17 protein-coding genes are annotated in these 16,006 nt (G+C 63.2%); 11 read left to right on the top strand and 6 right to left on the bottom strand.

From position 1 onward, the window contains the following. Positions 1-11: 11 nt before the first annotated feature. The 3 genes from YUU_RS58560 to YUU_RS0111145 form a co-directional block, all read right to left on the bottom strand. Positions 12-173 carry a hypothetical protein gene (locus YUU_RS58560; protein WP_156944226.1) on the bottom strand — a complete coding sequence of 54 codons (162 nt, stop codon included), beginning with the start codon at positions 171-173 and terminating at the stop codon, positions 12-14. 2 nt (positions 174-175) lie between these two features. After that, on the bottom strand, positions 176-2,050 hold the full coding sequence (locus YUU_RS0111150; protein ID WP_027522441.1) for a PAS domain-containing sensor histidine kinase: 1,875 nt from the start codon (positions 2,048-2,050) through the stop codon (positions 176-178). A gap of 269 nt (positions 2,051-2,319) precedes the next feature. Then, complete coding sequence (locus YUU_RS0111145; protein ID WP_027522440.1) at positions 2,320-3,543, bottom strand: polyhydroxyalkanoate depolymerase; 1,224 nt, start codon at positions 3,541-3,543, stop codon at positions 2,320-2,322. 181 nt (positions 3,544-3,724) lie between these two features. On the opposite strand from YUU_RS0111145, the gene YUU_RS0111140 reads away from it, so the two are divergent. Continuing rightward, positions 3,725-4,381: a glutathione S-transferase family protein gene (locus tag YUU_RS0111140; RefSeq protein WP_027522439.1), complete on the top strand. Its 657-nt coding sequence runs from the start codon at positions 3,725-3,727 to the stop codon at positions 4,379-4,381. A gap of 244 nt (positions 4,382-4,625) precedes the next feature. Here YUU_RS0111140 and YUU_RS0111135 read toward each other — a convergent pair whose 3' ends face one another. Beyond that, complete coding sequence (locus YUU_RS0111135; protein WP_027522438.1) at positions 4,626-4,850, bottom strand: hypothetical protein; 225 nt, start codon at positions 4,848-4,850, stop codon at positions 4,626-4,628. Positions 4,851-5,092: 242 nt separating this feature from the next. Here YUU_RS0111135 and YUU_RS0111130 point away from each other — a divergent pair, with 242 nt between their 5' ends. The 7 genes from YUU_RS0111130 (at position 5,093) to YUU_RS58555 (ending at position 11,639) form a co-directional block, all read left to right on the top strand. Next, complete coding sequence (locus YUU_RS0111130) at positions 5,093-5,413, top strand: hypothetical protein (RefSeq protein WP_245287992.1); 321 nt, start codon at positions 5,093-5,095, stop codon at positions 5,411-5,413. Between the two features lie 214 nt (positions 5,414-5,627). After that, complete coding sequence (locus YUU_RS0111125) at positions 5,628-6,461, top strand: AraC family transcriptional regulator (protein WP_027522436.1); 834 nt, start codon at positions 5,628-5,630, stop codon at positions 6,459-6,461. Between the two features lie 215 nt (positions 6,462-6,676). Continuing rightward, positions 6,677-7,603 carry an SMP-30/gluconolactonase/LRE family protein gene (locus YUU_RS0111120; RefSeq protein WP_027522435.1) on the top strand — a complete coding sequence of 309 codons (927 nt, stop codon included), beginning with the start codon at positions 6,677-6,679 and terminating at the stop codon, positions 7,601-7,603. 109 nt (positions 7,604-7,712) lie between these two features. Next, positions 7,713-8,306: a GNAT family N-acetyltransferase gene (locus tag YUU_RS0111115; RefSeq protein ID WP_027522434.1), complete on the top strand. Its 594-nt coding sequence runs from the start codon at positions 7,713-7,715 to the stop codon at positions 8,304-8,306. Between the two features lie 16 nt (positions 8,307-8,322). Then, positions 8,323-9,969, top strand: a complete 1,647-nt coding sequence (locus YUU_RS0111110; protein WP_027522433.1) for a GMC family oxidoreductase — start codon at positions 8,323-8,325, stop codon at positions 9,967-9,969. Between the two features lie 276 nt (positions 9,970-10,245). Next, positions 10,246-11,019: an outer membrane protein gene (locus YUU_RS0111105; RefSeq protein ID WP_027522432.1), complete on the top strand. Its 774-nt coding sequence runs from the start codon at positions 10,246-10,248 to the stop codon at positions 11,017-11,019. A 230-nt stretch (positions 11,020-11,249) separates the two neighbouring features. After that, positions 11,250-11,639: a hypothetical protein gene (locus YUU_RS58555; RefSeq protein WP_156944225.1), complete on the top strand. Its 390-nt coding sequence runs from the start codon at positions 11,250-11,252 to the stop codon at positions 11,637-11,639. 275 nt (positions 11,640-11,914) lie between these two features. On the opposite strand, the gene YUU_RS0111095 is transcribed toward YUU_RS58555, so the two are convergent. Further along, positions 11,915-12,757, bottom strand: coding sequence for a MoxR family ATPase (locus YUU_RS0111095; RefSeq protein ID WP_027522430.1), 843 nt, complete (start codon positions 12,755-12,757; stop codon positions 11,915-11,917). A gap of 93 nt (positions 12,758-12,850) precedes the next feature. Continuing rightward, positions 12,851-13,096: a GlsB/YeaQ/YmgE family stress response membrane protein gene (locus YUU_RS0111090; RefSeq protein ID WP_027522429.1), complete on the bottom strand. Its 246-nt coding sequence runs from the start codon at positions 13,094-13,096 to the stop codon at positions 12,851-12,853. Positions 13,097-13,219: 123 nt separating this feature from the next. On the opposite strand from YUU_RS0111090, the gene YUU_RS0111085 reads away from it, so the two are divergent. The 3 genes from YUU_RS0111085 to sseA all read left to right on the top strand — a co-directional run bounded on the left by YUU_RS0111085 (position 13,220) and on the right by sseA (position 16,006). Next, positions 13,220-14,395 carry a VWA domain-containing protein gene (locus YUU_RS0111085; RefSeq protein WP_027522428.1) on the top strand — a complete coding sequence of 392 codons (1,176 nt, stop codon included), beginning with the start codon at positions 13,220-13,222 and terminating at the stop codon, positions 14,393-14,395. A gap of 139 nt (positions 14,396-14,534) precedes the next feature. Continuing rightward, entirely contained in the window at positions 14,535-14,945 is a 411-nt protein-coding gene (locus YUU_RS0111080; RefSeq protein ID WP_027522427.1) for a rhodanese-like domain-containing protein, read from the top strand. Positions 14,946-15,151: 206 nt separating this feature from the next. Further along, the gene (gene sseA, locus YUU_RS0111075) at positions 15,152-16,006 is read left to right on the top strand and encodes a 3-mercaptopyruvate sulfurtransferase (RefSeq protein WP_027522426.1); all 855 of its coding nucleotides are present in this window, start codon (positions 15,152-15,154) and stop codon (positions 16,004-16,006) included.

Genomic DNA, 16,006 nt, shown 5'->3' with positions numbered 1-16,006 from the left:
CCGGCACGTTGCTAGGGCTTGACCGTATCCGACGTCCATTGCGCGTGGCAGATCCGGCCTTCGCAGACGACACGGCAGGCCTCATCCATCGCGCAGCCGACATAGAACCACACGAAATACGACACGATCACGATGAAGGCGACCCACAGCGTGGCCTTGGTCTGTCGATCCATGCTCAGTCCCGTGTTCTGTCATCGGACGCCTGCTTGCGCAGGAAGCGATCGCGCTCCGCCTCGACGGAATAGGGCGTGGGGATAGGATCGCCGACGGAATCCACGGCCGTGTCGAGGCAGCGGCGCAGCATGCGCGCGAGCTCAGCCTTGCGGTAGGGTTTTGTCAGAAGGGGCGTGCCTTGCCCCGCGCGCCCTTGCGCGTAGAGCGGATCGTAGGCATGGCCTGAGGTGAATAGCACCCGCAAGGACGGCCGCGAGGCCACCATCTGTTCGGCGAGCTGCCATCCGTTCATGTTGCCGGCCATCACGATGTCGGTGAACAGCAGGTCGAATTGCGCACCTCCGGCTGCGATCGCGAGCGCCTCGGCAGCATTGGCGGCGGCAATGACCTTGTAGCCCAGGTTCTCGAGCTGGACCGTGACGTAGTTGCGGACGTCGCGGTCGTCCTCGACGCAGAGGATGGTCTCGTGACCGCCCGGCACCTTGCGCGCGTCCTCGCCCGCCGGGCGCCGCGCGCGCGTGTCGGCCTTGGGCAGGTAGATTTTGAACGTGGTGCCGCGGCCTTCCTCGGAAGCGACCTTGATACTGCCGCCGGACTGTTTGGCAAAGCCGAACACCATGCTGAGCCCGAGCCCCGTTCCCTTGCCAACCTCCTTGGTCGAGAAGAACGGATCGAAGATCCGGTCGAGGATGGACTGCGGAATGCCGGTGCCGGTATCGGTGACCTCGATCTCGACATAGTCGCCGGCATAGCCGACGCCGATCGTTACGGCTTCGCGAACGCCGAGCACGACGTTGCGCGTTCTCAGCGTGAGCTTGCCCCCCGCGGGCATCGCGTCGCGAGCATTGATCGCGGGGTTGAGCAGCGCCGAGCTGAGCTGTCCGCGGTCGACGAGCGCAGGCCAGATCGCACGATCGAGACTGGTAATGATCTCGATCTGCTTGTCGAACGTCGCCCGCAGGAGTCGGGTGGCCTCTTCGAGCAGGTCATTGACATCGATCTCGGTCGGCTGCAGCGCCTGCTTCCTTGCGAAGGAGAGCAGGCTCGAGGTCAGCGCTGCGCCGCGGTCGGCCGCCTCGCTGATCAGCTTGGTGATGGTCGAAAGGTGCGGGCTGTCCTTCACGGCATCGGCGAGGATCTCGATCGTCCCCGTGATGACGGTGAGCATGTTGTTGAACTCGTGCGCGATGCCGCCGGTGAGCTGGCCGACCGCCTCAATCTTCTGGGCCTGGATGAGCTGCTCCTCGGCAACGCGCTGCTGGGTGACGTCCCTTGCAAAGGTGTTGACGATGGTGCGGTCGCCGAGACGCAAGCCCGTGCTCGACGCCTCGATCAGGATCTCGTCGCCGCCCTTGTGGACCATGACCGCTTCGAAGCGCATACCGATCGGGGTTTCCGACAATTCGCTCAGGCGTCGCTTCATGCGCTGCCGGAAGGCGGCGCGGAGCGGCCCTGGCACCACCAGCTCGACGATGTCGGCGCCGACCGCCTCGGTTCGCGTCCATCCCGACAGCGCCTCGGCCTGAGGGCTCCAGGTGACGACAACACCGTCTTCATCGGTCTGCACGAAGGCGTCGAGCGCGGTCCGGATCACCGCCTGCGTTTGCCGCGCGCTGTCCGCAAGCGCCCGTCGTGCCTCCGCCTGATCCGCGTCCAGCGCCGCGGTGCGCTTGGTCTGCGATCTCTCGATCACGCGTGCGCAGCCCAGCGCGAGCAGCGGGGCAACGAGGCTGCTTGCCAACAGGGCGAGGAGTTGAGCCGTGCTGAACGCATGCGCGCTCGCGGTACCGGTCATGACGCCGGACGCAAGCAGGGCAACCGCTGTCACCGCGGCCTGCGCGACCATCGCGAGGATCAGAAGCCCCCTGAGTCTCATGCTCTCATACCCAAGACTTCTGCCGCAAAAGCGGACGGACGCCGGCCGCTCTCCTGACGTGCTCGCGGGCCAAATTGAGCGACAGACTCCGCTTCCGGCCATTGCCGGTCAATTTTCGAGCGGGCCAAGTGGTGGACTTTCCCCAGAAAGGAACATTCCCGTCGGGATTGTAGCGCAGATGCAGCGCAACGTAATCCAGGGACGCACGGCCGACGCCGATGTCCCGGACTGCGTTTCGCGCCGTCGGGGTCAGGAGGAGCGCAACCGGTTCAGGAGTTCACGTGCACGAAATCCCGCAAGAGCGGATAGATCTCGCTATTCCAGCGCTTGCCCGAGAACACGCCGTAATGGCCGACGCCGGCCTGCATGTGATGGACGCGGCGGTAGGCGCGCACACCGGTGCAGAGATCTTGTGCTGCGAGCGTCTGGCCGATCGAGCAGATGTCGTCCTTCTCGCCCTCGACCGTCATCAGGCCCATGCGGCTGACCGCCTTCGGGTTCACCATCCGCCCGCGATAAGTCAGCTTGCCGAGCGGCAGCAGATGCTCCTGGAAGACGTCGCGGACGGTCTCGATGTAGAACTCTGCGGGCAGGTCCATCACCGCGAAATATTCGTCGTAGAATGTCTTGATGGTCGCCGCCTTCTCCTTCTCGCCCTTGGCGATGTGATTGGCGAGGTCGAGATGCTGCTTGATGTGGCGCTCGAGATTCATCGAGACGAAGGCGGTTAGCTGCACGAAGCCCGGATAGACTTTGCGCAACGCGCCGCGGCACTGCACTGGCACGTAGTTGATCAGATTGCGCTCGAACCAGGTGATCGGCTTGCTCTTGGCGAACTCGTTGACCTTGGTCGGCGCTACACGCGTGTCGATCGGGCCGGCCATCAGCGTCAGCGTCGCCGGGCGGGAAGGGTGGTTGTCTTCGCACATGATCGCGGCGGCCGCGAGGGCGGAAACCGACGGCTGGCAGATCGCGACCATATGCGGGCGCGGGCCGAGCTGAGCGAGGAAGTCGATGAGGTGCTCGGTGTAGTCGTCGAGGCCAAAGCGGCCTTCGCTGCGCGGGATGTCGCGCGGATTGTGCCAGTCTGTGATGTAGACGTCGTGGTCCTGGAGCAGCGTCTTCACGGTGCCGCGCAGGAGCGTGGCGAAATGGCCGGACATCGGCGCCACCAGCAGCATGCGCGGCTGCTCGGGGCCATCGTCCTTTTTGAAATGAAGCAGCGAGCCGAAAGGCGTGGCGTAGGCGATCTCCTCCCGGACGCCGACCTCGCGATTTCCCACCATCACGCTGTCGATGCCATAGGCCGGGCGGTCATAGGTGATGGTGGAGCGCGAGATCAGCTCGAGCGCGGCCGAGAGGCGGCCGACCACGGCACCCGACATCCCCTGCGGCACCAGGTTGAGATATTTCAGGGCAGACGAAGCCCCGGCCCGCCATGGCTCGGTCAGATCCATGTGGTTCTGAAAGGCCTGATAATACATCGACATCATTACTGAAACGCCCACCCTGACCCCAGGCCACTATGCAATATCGACGCCAGATTCGAGTCAATTCGCCCTGAAAACTGGCATGTCGCTTGCTGTGGAATACGGGGAAGCACAAACGGTGGGCACCTGCACCGCGCAAAACGGGACGGCGGCGTCAGGAATTCAGGCGCGAAGGAAGGGCCATATGGCGAAGGCGACACTGACCATCAGCAGCAAGAACTACTCGTCCTGGTCGCTGCGTGGCTGGCTTTTGACGAAATTCTCAAAGCTCGATTTCGAGGAGATCGTCACCGCGCCGGACGACCCGTCCGCGCGCGCCGAGATCCTGCTTTTGTCCTCCTCGATCCTGGTGCCGTGCCTGCGGCACGAGGGCGCCACCATCTGGGATACGCTGTCGATCGGCGAGTATCTCAACGAGATCATGCCGGACGCCGGGCTGTTGCCGGCCGACCGCATCCAGCGTGCCCATTGCCGCTCGATCTGTGGTGAAATCCATTCCGGCTTCACGACGCTGCGCGCCTCGCTGCCCGTGAACCTGAAGGGCCATTTCCCCGGCTTCAAGATCTGGTCGCGGGCGCAGGCCGACATCGATCGCGTCTGGGCGATCTGGCGCGACTGCCTGGAAAAGTCCGGTGGTCCGTTCCTGTTCGGCGAGAAGCGCACCATGGCGGATGCGATGTACGCGCCCGTCGTGACTCGTTTTGTGACTTATGACGTCAAGCTCGAGCCGCAGCTCAAGGCGTATGCCGATACCATCATGGGCATGGACGAGATGAAGGAATGGATCGCGGCCGCCAGGGCGGAGCCGGCGGAGATCGAGGAGCTCGAGGTCGAATATTAGGCAGCCTTGCGGTGAGGTTGCCCGTTTGCACGGCGCATTAACCTTTACCGCCGGTCGCAGGGCTTTGCCCGCGCGCGCCTTTTCTTGATCTGGTACGTCGACGCCATGTCGCGCCGACATCTAGCGGTGAACAGGTCGACAACGGAGCCCGGCGGCTGATTCGGACGCGATTCGTTCGGTCAGCGTTCCGTACCTTAAAATCCGGCCAGGCTCCGTCGCATTTTGGGACAGGTCGGCCTGTTTCTTACACGGCACCCGTCTGTTTCAGTCGCGGCAGGCGCCAACCGATCACGGTCGCCTCGACGGCGATGCCTGCTTCATGGTTTTGCCAGCGCCCGCCGACGTAGCGGCAGGCAAAGGGCAGCGTGTAGGTTCCACTATGGTCTTCGCAAAGCACTTCGACCGGCATCCCCGACGGTGGTTCTCCCTCGCCATTGAATTCGGCCAGACGTCTTTCGCGCGTTGCCATCCTAAATAATCTCCCCTCAAAAAAGAACGCGAGCAAAGCCGCCCCACTCTCCGCGTCCGTCGTTAGTCCTCCATATCGAGGAACTCCCAAGCTCAACGCGAGAATGCGGTGCCAGTATGGTATCGTCACGGGCGTGCGCAACGTCTGCGCAATTTGCCGTGATCGACGTTTCATGAGGAACCTGCATGCCGGGCCGGAATGCTTCGCTATGTGTCACGATTTTGCTGCTCGCGACGATGTCGATGGAACACACTCGCGCGCAGGATGTTCCCGGCATCGAGATATGCACGGTCGAGAAGACCTGGGAGCGGCGGACGAGCTGCCTGCAAAGCAACGTCGACTTTCTTCAGAAGACGATGACCAAGCTCACCCTCGATCATCAGCAGAAGATCGATGCCGCCAATCGCCAGATCGACGCGTTGAAAGCGACGGTGGCAGGTTTGCAGAAGACGCTCGGCGATCTCCAGGCCGCGCAGTCGAAGACGGCGGAGGATCTGAAGAAAAAGCAGGACGCGCCAGCAGCGAAGGACGCTATGCCGGCAGCGAAGGACCCGTCGAAATGAACACGCTCGTGTCCCGGACGCGGCGCGGCACGCAGTGATGCGACGCAGAGCCGGGATCCAGTGCCGCGGTAACGCTGGCGGAGAGATGGACCCCGGTTCAGCAGCGCATCACTGACGTGCTGCGCTGCGCCCGGGGCACGAGAGCAACGTCGATCAAGTGAAGTCTCGACCGATTGCGTAAAACGGTGTCGCTTCGAATGAGGGCCGTAAGTTCATGAACCCAGCCCAGCGCGCACTCTGGTTCATCGAAAGCCATCTCGCCGAGCCGCTCACGCTCGACGAGATCGCGGAGATCGGCGGCGTGTCGCGCTTCCACATGGTGCGCGCGTTTGCGGCAGCGACCGGCTTTCCGGTGATGCGCTACGTGCGGGCGCGGCGGCTTACGGAAGCCGCTCGCGCGCTGGCGCGCGGCGCGCCGGACATTTTGTCGTTGGCGCTGGAAGCGGACTACGGCTCCCACGAAGCCTTCACCCGCGCGTTCCGCGACCATTTCGGCGTGACACCCGAAGCGGTCAGGGCGGCGACGTGCGTCAAACACCTCAAGCTTCAGGAGCCGATCCTCATGGACTCCACCATGCTCGACAATCTCGCACCGCCCCGTTTCGAAACCGCAAAGGCGTTTCTCGTCGCAGGCCCTGCTGAGCGCATCTCCTGCGACAATAGCGCCGCCATTCCGGGCCTGTGGCATCGCTTCCACCAGGAGGTGGCGGACATTCCCGCGCGCATTGGCGACGTGGCGTACGGTGTCTGCTGCAACGGCGACGATGCCGGCAATTTCGACTATATCGCCGGCGTCGAGGTCGCCGATTTCTCCGACCTGCCGCGGCGCTTCGGTCGCATCCGCATTCCCGAGCAACGCTATGCGGTGTTCACTCACACCGATCACGTCGCCTCGATCCGCCGCACCGTCAACACGATCTGGAATCAGTGGCTGCCGGCCTCGGGACTGAAGGCGGCGGACGCGCCGAACTTCGAACGTTATGACGAAAAGTTCGATCCCAAGACCGGCCATGGCGGCTTCGAGATCTGGGTGCCGGTGAAGGAGTAGCATGATCCGGAAAAGTGCGCAGCGGTTTTCCGAAAAGATCATGCTCAAACAACAATCTAAGGCGCGATGACCACTTGTCGCGCCTTAGCGCGCAACGCTGGCATACCCGGCCGCTTGCTTGGCAAGCGGGAGCGACTTTGCCATAACCGCGTGCAAATCTTGCGTGCGGGCCGACATCTCCCGTGCAAGCCATAACAAGCCGCAGGGAGGCCAAAATGTCCGACGTCCGCGTTCTCGCCACCGACCTCGAGTTTCCGGAAGGGCCGGTGGTGATGCCGGACGGCTCGGTCGTGCTGGTGGAGATCCGTGGGGCACGGTTCACGCGTGTTTATCCCGACGGACGGAAAGAGATCGTCGCGAAAATTCCCGGCGGGCCGAACGGCGCGGCGCTCGGCCCTGACGGCAAGATCTACATCTGCAACAATGGCGGCTTCTCCTGGATCCCGACTGGCAAGATGATCATGCCGGGGGCGCAGCCCGATGATTATCTGGGTGGCTCGATCCAGCGCGTCGACCTGCAATCGGGCAAGGTCGAGACGGTCGTGACCAAGTGCGGCGAGCATGACTTGCGCGGTCCCAACGATCTCGTCTTCGACCGGCATGGCGGCCTGTGGTTCTCCGACCTCGGAAAGCGTCGAGCGCGCGACATGGATGTCGGCGGGATGTACTATCTCAAGCCTGGCATGAGCGAGATCGTCGAGGTCGTGCATGGCGTGCTGCCGGCGAACGGCATCGGGCTGTCTCCGGACGAAAACACCGTCTATATCGCGGAAACGCCAACCGCGCGGCTCTGGGCCTACGAGTTGTCCGCGCCCGGCACGCTGAAGCCGCGCGAGGTGATCTATCGCGGCGAGCGCGGCAAGCCGATCGCGGGGCTTGGCGGCTACCAGATGTTCGACTCGCTCGCGGTCGAGGCGAACGGTAATGTCTGTGTCGCGACCCTCGTCTCCGGCTGCATCTCGGTGATCGCACCGGATGGCAAGCTGGTCGAGCAGGTCCCGACCGGCGACCGCGTCACAACAAACATCGCTTTCGGCGGCCCTGAGCTCAAGACCGCCTATGTCACGCTGTCGGGCAAGGGCGAGCTGATCGCCATGGACTGGCCGCGCGGCGGACTGCCGTTGAATTTTTTGAATAAGTGAGACAAGTCGTCATTGCGAGCGAAGCGAAGCAATCCAGAAATCCATCCGCGGAGACAGTCTGGATTGCTTCGTCGCTTCGCTCCTCGCAATGACGAAGGAGAAATTATCAATGCCCTGGCCTGATCCCATCACCCTCCGTGGCGAGCATGCGCGGCTGGAGCCGCTGTCGCATCAGCATCGCGACGCCCTGGTGGAGGCCGTCAAGGACGGCCAGCTCGACAAGCTCTGGTACACCGCGATCCCCGCGCCCGAGAACATGGCCAAGGAGATCGACCGCCGCCTCGGCTTGCAGGCCGCTGGCTCCATGGTGCCGTTCACGGTATTCGATGCCGATGGCAGGATCGTTGGCCAGACCACTTACATGAACATCGATGCGACCAACCGCCGAGTCGAGATCGGTTCGACCTGGTACGCCAAGAGCGCGCAGCGCGGCCCTCTCAACACGCAGTGCAAGCTGCTGCTCCTGACCCATGCCTTCGAGCAGCTGAACTGCATTGCGGTGGAATTCCGCACCCATTTCTTCAATCACCAGAGCCGGCGTGCCATCGAGCGGCTCGGCGCCAAGCAGGACGGCATCTTGCGCAGCCACCAGGTGGCGCCGAACGGCACGCTGCGCGATACCGTGGTCTACAGCATCACCGCCGCCGAATGGCCGACAGTGAAGGCGCATTTGACATATCAACTCAACGACAGGCCGCGCTGAGGCGGTTCGAGGCAAGATGGATAGATTTGATTATGTGATCGTGGGCGCAGGCTCCGCGGGCTGCGTGCTCGCCAACCGGCTCAGCGAGGATCCGAGCACGACCGTGTGCGTGCTCGAGGCGGGCCCGAGCGACTGGCATCCCTACATCCATCTGCCGGCGGGCTTCATCAAGACCTTCCACATGAAGAGCATCAACTGGGCGTACCAGCAGGAGGTAGGGCCCTGGACCGGCGGGCGCAGCATCTACGCGCCGCGCGGCAAGACGCTTGGCGGCTCGTCCTCGATCAACGGCCACATCTATAACCGCGGCCAGAACCTCGACTTCGACACCTGGGCGCAGATGGGCAATCGCGGCTGGAGCTATGCCGACGTGCTGCCGTATTTCAAGCGGCTGGAGAAGCGGGTCGGCGAGGGCGAGGCGCTCTATCGCGGGCGCGATGGCAGCCTCACCGTCACCACGATGGAGTGGCGCGATCCGCTTTGCGAGGCCTTCATGGAAGGCGCAGTCTCGCTCGGCATTCCGCGCAACCCGGACTACAACGGCAAGACCCAGGAGGGTGTGTCATATTGCCAGCGCACCATCGACAACGGCCTGCGCGTCTCCGGCTCGACCGCTTTCCTCAGGCCCGCGATGAAACGGCCAAACTTGCATGTGCATACCCATGCGCACGCCACCGAGATCGTCTTCGAGGGCAAGCGCGCGGTCGGTGTGCGCTACATGAAGGGCGGCCGCGGCGGCTCGCCGGTCGAGGTGCGCGCCAACAAGGAAGTGATCCTCGCCGGCGGCGCCTATAATTCGCCTCAGCTGCTCCAGCTCTCCGGCGTCGGCTCGCCCGATCTGTTGCAATCGCACGGCATCGCGGTGCGCCACGCGCTCCCTGTCGGCGAAGGCTTGCAGGACCATTACGCGCCGCGCACGGTGGCGCGGGTCAAGGACATCAAGACCATCAACGAGCTTCGCCGCGGCTGGCATCTCTGGGTCGAGGCGCTGAAATGGGCGACTGCGCGACGCGGCCTGCTGTCGCTGTCGCCGACCATGGTCTATTGCTTCTGGTATTCGGGCGAGAGCCCGGATCGCTCGGACCTCCAGCTCACCTTCACGCCGGCCAGCTACAAGGAGGGCGTGCAGGGCCAGCTCGAGGACGAGCCCGGCATGACGGTCGCCTCGTGGCAGCAGCGTCCCGAAAGCCGCGGCTATGTGCGCATCCGCTCCAATGATCCGTTTGCACCACCGATCATCCAGACCAACTATCTCGACGCCGAGCTCGATCGCCGCGTCATCGTCGGCGGCATGAAGCTCGCGCGGAGGCTTTTGAAGTCGGCGCCGCTGTCGCGCTATTACGCCTACGAGGATTTCCCCGGACCCAACGTCAACACCGACGACGAATTCTTGCACGCCGCCGCCGAGCGCGGCACCACCACCTTCCACCCCGGCTGCAGCTGCCGCATGGGCCCGGCCGAGTCCACCTGGGCCGTGGTCGACGACCAGCTCCGCGTCCACGGCCTGCAGGGCCTGCGCGTCGTCGACGCCTCGGTGATGCCGCGCATGATCTCGGCGAACCTCAACGCCTCAACGATGATGATCGCCGACCGCGCGTCGGACCTGATCCGCGGCAAGCAGCCGATGGAAGCGGCTAACGTGCCCGAGACGGCGGTGGCGTGAAGGCGCCACTTCGTAGGGCGGGTTAGCGAAGCGTAATCCACCACGTCTGGCGACGCGTAGACAAAGAGGCGGGTTACGCCTTCGGCTAACCCACCCGATCGATCTACCATCTACGCTTTGAGCTGCGCGTAACCCGCGATGGCTGCGGTATCAACGTCCGGTTGAGGAACTCTCACCTTTCTCTGCGGTGTGGCGTTCGGGTGACGTGAATTTTGGAGGACAATGATAGGTTGTGCGTGGGGGCTCCGCAGTAGATTCGATTTCGGGGTCGACACCATGAAGAAGATCTTGCTGGGCGCGTTTGCCCTCGTCGCACTTGCCGCTCCTGCCTCGGCCGCTGATCTGGCGGCTCGGCCGTACACCAAAGCGCCCCCTCCAGTGGTTGCTCCGATCTATGACTGGAGCGGCTTCTACATCGGCATCAATGGCGGTGGAGGCTCTGCCCATAAGTGCTGGGACCTGATCAATATGGGTGGAGTGGTCGTCGTTCCGCCCGCTTCCATGGGGTGCCACAATGCCACGGGAGGCACGGTCGGCGGTCAGATCGGCTACCGCTGGCAGACGGCGAGCTGGGTGTTCGGCGTGGAAGCACAGGGCAACTGGGCTGATTTCAAGGGGGCCAATGCCAACCTCGTCTTCGCGACCGTCGAGGATGAATCAAGGATCGATGCGTTCGGCCTGTTCACAGGCCAGGTCGGCTATGCCTGGAACAACGTGCTGCTCTATGTGAAGGGTGGTGCCGCGGTCGTCCGTGACAAATATCGCGCTTCCGATATTCCGACCGGGCTGGCGATCGACACTGCGAGCGAGACCCGCTGGGGTGGAACGGTGGGGGCTGGCCTCGAATTTGGCTTCGCTCCGAACTGGTCGGTCGGTGTTGAATACGATCACCTGTTCATGGGTCATCGCGACGTGAACTTCTACTTCACCGGAGTCTTTGGTCTTCCGCCGGGCGCTTTTGCAGGAACCGCCCGTATCGGCCAGGACATCGACATCGGCCTGGTTCGCGTGAACTACCGCTGGGGTGGTCCGCTCGTCGCGAAGTACTGATCCTCGCGCGAACCGACCGCGCCTCGGATCTGATCCGCCGCAAGCAGTCGCTGGAAGCGGCGAACGTCCCGGAAACAACGGTGGCGAGAGGGCATCTTACAAGGGTGGGTTAGCTGCACCCACCTCTTTGCAGTCCGCTTGTTGAAGAAGTGGTGGGTTACGCTGACGCGAACCCACCCTACACTCTCGCTGGCGTTGTCCCATCCTGCGGGCTACGGTAGCGTGGGTCAATGTCAGCCGAAGACGTTATTTTGAGCACAGAGCAAAATCGTCCTCTCACAGATGCCGAGCGCGATCTTGCTCGCTGGATGCTTCAGCACGGCACGGAAGAAGCAAAGCAGTATATGGATCAGCTTGAGTTGGCCGAAGTCACGCCTTGGCGATGTCGATGTGGGTGTGCCAGCATCAACTTCCAAATCAAGGGACATGCTGAAGCGCCGCCCGGTGCCCACATTCTCGGTGAATTCCTGGTGAATGAAAGCGACCACAAAAGCGGAGTGTTTATCTATTCGAGCTGTGGTTTGCTAAGGGGCATTGAGGTCTATGGCTTGACGGGCGATGCGCCGCCGCTACTGCCTCGTCCTGAAATTTTGTCTGTTTTTGAAGTCGACAGCCCATAGTGCACCGATAGCAGGCTCCGCGAAGCAATCTTGCCGGCGAAGGGATTCTGGATTGCTTCGCCGCGCTCGAAATGACGAGGTTGGAGTCTGCTCTGCCTGCGCTCTCGCTGTCATCGCCCGCCTTGTGCGCAATTGCGCACTGGGGCAGGCGATCCTTATTCCAGAAAAAGTGCAAGTATACGGAGAGGCCGCGGCGTACTGGATTCCCCGCTTTCGCGGGGAATGACAGCGGTGGTTGGAGCAACGGCGCCGCGCCGTTGCGACAGAGGGAGGGCTTACACTTCCCGCCGGCTCAAGAACGCCAGCCGCTCGAATAGGTGCACGTCCTGTTCGTTCTTCAGCAGCGCGCCGTGCAGCGGTGGGATCAGTTTGCGCGGGTCGCGTTCGCGGAGCTGTTCCGGCGTCATCTCCTCGTTGAGGAGCAGCTTGAGCCAGTCGAGCAGCTCGGAGGTCGAGGGCTTCTTCTTCAGGCCGGGCACCTCGCGCACCTCGAAGAAGATGCGTAAGGCTTCTTCGACCAGGCGCTTCTTGATGCCGGGGAAGTGGACGTCGACGATGCGGCCCATGGTCTCGGCGTCGGGGAATTTGATGTAGTGGAAGAAGCAGCGGCGCAGGAAGGCGTCCGGCAGCTCCTTCTCGTTGTTGGAGGTGATCATCATGATCGGGCGCTGCTTCGCCTTGATCGTCTCACCGGTCTCGTAGACATGGAATTCCATGCGGTCGAGCTCGAGCAGTAGGTCGTTCGGAAACTCGATGTCGGCCTTGTCGATCTCGTCGATCAGCAGCACCGGGCGCTGCTCGGCGGTGAAGGCGTCCCACAGCTTGCCGCGCTTGATGTAGTTCTTGATGTCGGACACGCGGGCATCGCCAAGCTGGCTATCGCGCAGGCGCGAGACCGCGTCGTATTCGTAGAGGCCCTGCTGCGCCTTGGTGGTGGACTTGATGTGCCAGGTGAGGAGTGGCGCATTCAGCGCTTTCGCAACTTCCTCGGCCAGCACCGTCTTGCCGGTGCCGGGCTCGCCCTTCACCAGCAGCGGGCGCTCCAGCACGATCGAGGCGTTGACGGCGACCTTGAGATCGTCGGTCGCAACATAGTCCTTGGTGCCGGTAAACTTCATCGCGCGTCCTTGTTGGTCATCGGGCGAGGTGCACCTCCGCCACAACATGGGAACGGCCGCTCCGAGCGGCCGTTCCGGGTTAGGTCAAGCTTTTCAAGCCCGTTTTATCAGCGAAAGGATGACGAGCACAATCACCGCGCCGATCGTGGCGTCCAGGATCGAGCCGAACGTGCCGGTGGCGAGTCCGACGCCGAGCTGCGGCAGGATCCAGCCCGCGACCAGCGCGCCGATGATGCCGACCACGATGTTGCCGATGAGGCCAAATCCCGCCCCGTGGACTATTTTCCCGGCGAGCCAGCCAGCAATCGCGCCAATGATCAGCGCTGCGATAATTCCCATGGCAAAGATCCCCAAAACCAAGCCTGAAGCGCGGCAATTCTAGAGCAAAAAGCCTCCCGGTCCAGACCTCGGCCGAAAGCCGCGCCTCTTGACGGGAGCCATCCGACGGGCAATCTGTCACCCATGTTCCTGCAATTCTTCACCTCATTGCGCGACGCGCAGGTCCCTGTGACGCTGCGCGAATACCTCACGCTGATGGAGGCGCTCGACGCCGACCTCGCGGACTACAAGGTCGAGAATTTCTACTATCTGTCGCGCGCCTCGCTGGTGAAGGACGAGCGCAACCTCGACAAGTTCGACCGCGTCTTCGGCACCGTGTTCAAGGGGCTGGAAAGCCTGCTCGACGCCATGGACAAGGCGGAGATCCCCGAGGAGTGGCTGAAGAAGCTCGCCGAAAAGTACCTCACGGAAGAAGAGAAGAAGCAGATCGAGGCCATGGGCTGGGACAAGCTCATGGAGACTCTGAAGAAGCGGCTCGAGGAGCAGAAGGGCCGCCATCAGGGCGGCAGCAAATGGATCGGCACCGCCGGCACCTCGCCGTTCGGCGCCTATGGCTACAATCCCGAGGGCGTGCGCATCGGGCAGGAGAAGAACCGCAACAACCGTGCCGTGAAAGTGTGGGACAAGCGCGAGTTCAAGGATCTCGACGGCAATGTCGAGCTTGGCATCCGCAACATCAAGGTCGCGCTGCGCCGCCTGCGCAAATTCGCCCGCACCGGTGCGCCGGACGAACTCGATCTCGACAATACGATCAAGCAAACCGCCAACCACGGCTATCTCGACGTCGTCATGCGCCCCGAGCGGCGCAACGCGGTCAAGCTGCTGGTGTTCTTCGACATCGGCGGCTCGATGGATTCGCATATCGAGCAGGTCGAGGAGCTGTTCTCGGCGGCGAAGAGCGAGTTCAAGCACATGGAGTATTTCTACTTCCACAACTGCCTCTATGAGGGCGTGTGGAAGCAGAACAAGCGGCGTTTCACCGACCGCACGCCGACCTGGGACGTGCTGCACAAATATCCGCACGACTACAAGGTCGTGTTCGTCGGCGACGCCTCGATGTCGCCTTACGAGATCATGGTGCCGGGCGGCTCGGTCGAGCACGTCAACGAGGAGCCGGGCTCGGTCTGGCTCGATCGCATCATCCGCACCTATCCGCATGCGGTGTGGCTGAACCCGGTGCAGCAGAAGCACTGGGACTATTCGGAATCGACCACCATCATCCGCCGCATCTTCGCCAACCGCATGTTCCCGATCACCATCGAGGGGCTCGAGGGCGCGATGAAGGAGCTGACGCACTGACCACACACGCTGTCATTCCGGGGCGATGCGAAGCATCGAGCCCGGAATCCCATCGGGCCGCGGTGTCAGTGGAAGAATGGATTCCGGGCTCGCACTGCGCGCGCCCCGGAATGACGAGAGAGAAACGAGGGAGAAGCACATGCCCCAAAACATCACCCGCGGCATCAAGGCGCTGGTCGACGAGGCCAATGCCGAGATCGAAACGCTCACCGCCAAGGACGCCATCGAAATCTCCAAGAGCGGCGACGTCGTGATCGTCGACATCCGCGACCCCCGCGAGATCGAGCGCGACGGCCGCATTCCCGGCGCGTTTGCCTGTACCCGCGGCATGCTCGAATTCTGGATCGATCCGCAGAGCCCCTATGCGAAGCCGATCTTCCAGGAGGACAAGAAGTTCGTCTTCCATTGCGCCGGCGGCCTGCGCTCCGCGCTCGCCGCCAAGACCGCGCAGGACATGGGTCTCAAACCCGTCGCCCACATCGCCGGCGGTTATGCCGCCTGGCGCGATGCCGGCGGGCCGGTGGAAAAGTGGGAGCCGAAGAAGGGGTGAGGGTGCTTCGCTGTCACTCCCAGCTCCGGCGTCATTCCCCGCGAAAGCGGGGAATCCAGTACGCCGCGGCCTCTCGGCTCAATCGCGACCGCCTCTGGAATACTGGATCGCCCGGTTCAAGCCGGGCGATGACAGCGGCGTTTTGACGCGCACTGCTTCAACCTCGCTCACGCGCGCCCCGGAATGACGACAAGGAAATGCATGCAATGACCACCACCGATCCCCTCGTCTCCACCGAATGGCTCGCCGCCCACATCAACGATGCCAACGTGAAGGTGCTCGACGCCACCTTCAAGCTGCCGGGCGTGCTGCCGCTGCCGAAGGACGACTATCTCGCCGCGCATCTGCCGGGAGCGGTGTTCTTCGATGTCGACGCGGTGTCCGACCATTCCAACCCGTTGCCGCACATGTTCCCGAGCGCCGAGCAATTCGGCCGTGACGTTGGCATTCTCGGCATCGGCAATGCCGATACCGTCGTAATCTACGATGCCGGCGGCTGGGTCGCCGCACCGCGGGCGTGGTGGATGTTTTTGTCCTACGGCCACAGCAACGTGCGCATCCTCAATGGCGGGCTGAAGAAGTGGCGCGCAGAGGGGCGTCCCGTGGAGGGCGGCGAGGTGAAGCCGAAGCCCGCGACGTTCAAGGCAAGCTACGATCCGAAGCGCGTGCGCAGCATGCAGCAGTTGATCGCCAACGTCGAAAGCCGTGCCGAGCAGGTGATCGATGCGCGTCCGGCAGAGCGCTTCGAGGGCCGCGCCGCGGAGCCGCGGCCGGGCATCCGCTCCGGCCACATCCCGGGCGCCCGCAACGTGCCCTACGCCCAATTGTTCGATGCCGCGACCGGCGAAATGAAGCCGCTCGATGATCTGCGGAAGGCGTTTACCGGCGCGGGGGTCAAGCTCGACGCACCGATCGTGACGAGCTGCGGCTCCGGCGTTTCCGCCGGCGTGCTGACGCTCGCGCTCTATCGGTTAGGCGTCACCAACACCGCGCTTTATGACGGATCATGGTCGGAATGGGGCCAGGAAGGCGGCCCGGCCATTGCGACGGGGCCGGCGTGA

Origin of the sequence: Bradyrhizobium sp. Ec3.3 (genome assembly GCF_000472925.1) — a bacterium.
GTDB lineage: Bacteria > Pseudomonadota > Alphaproteobacteria > Rhizobiales > Xanthobacteraceae > Bradyrhizobium.
This window is presented reverse-complemented; position numbering and strand designations above follow the sequence as displayed.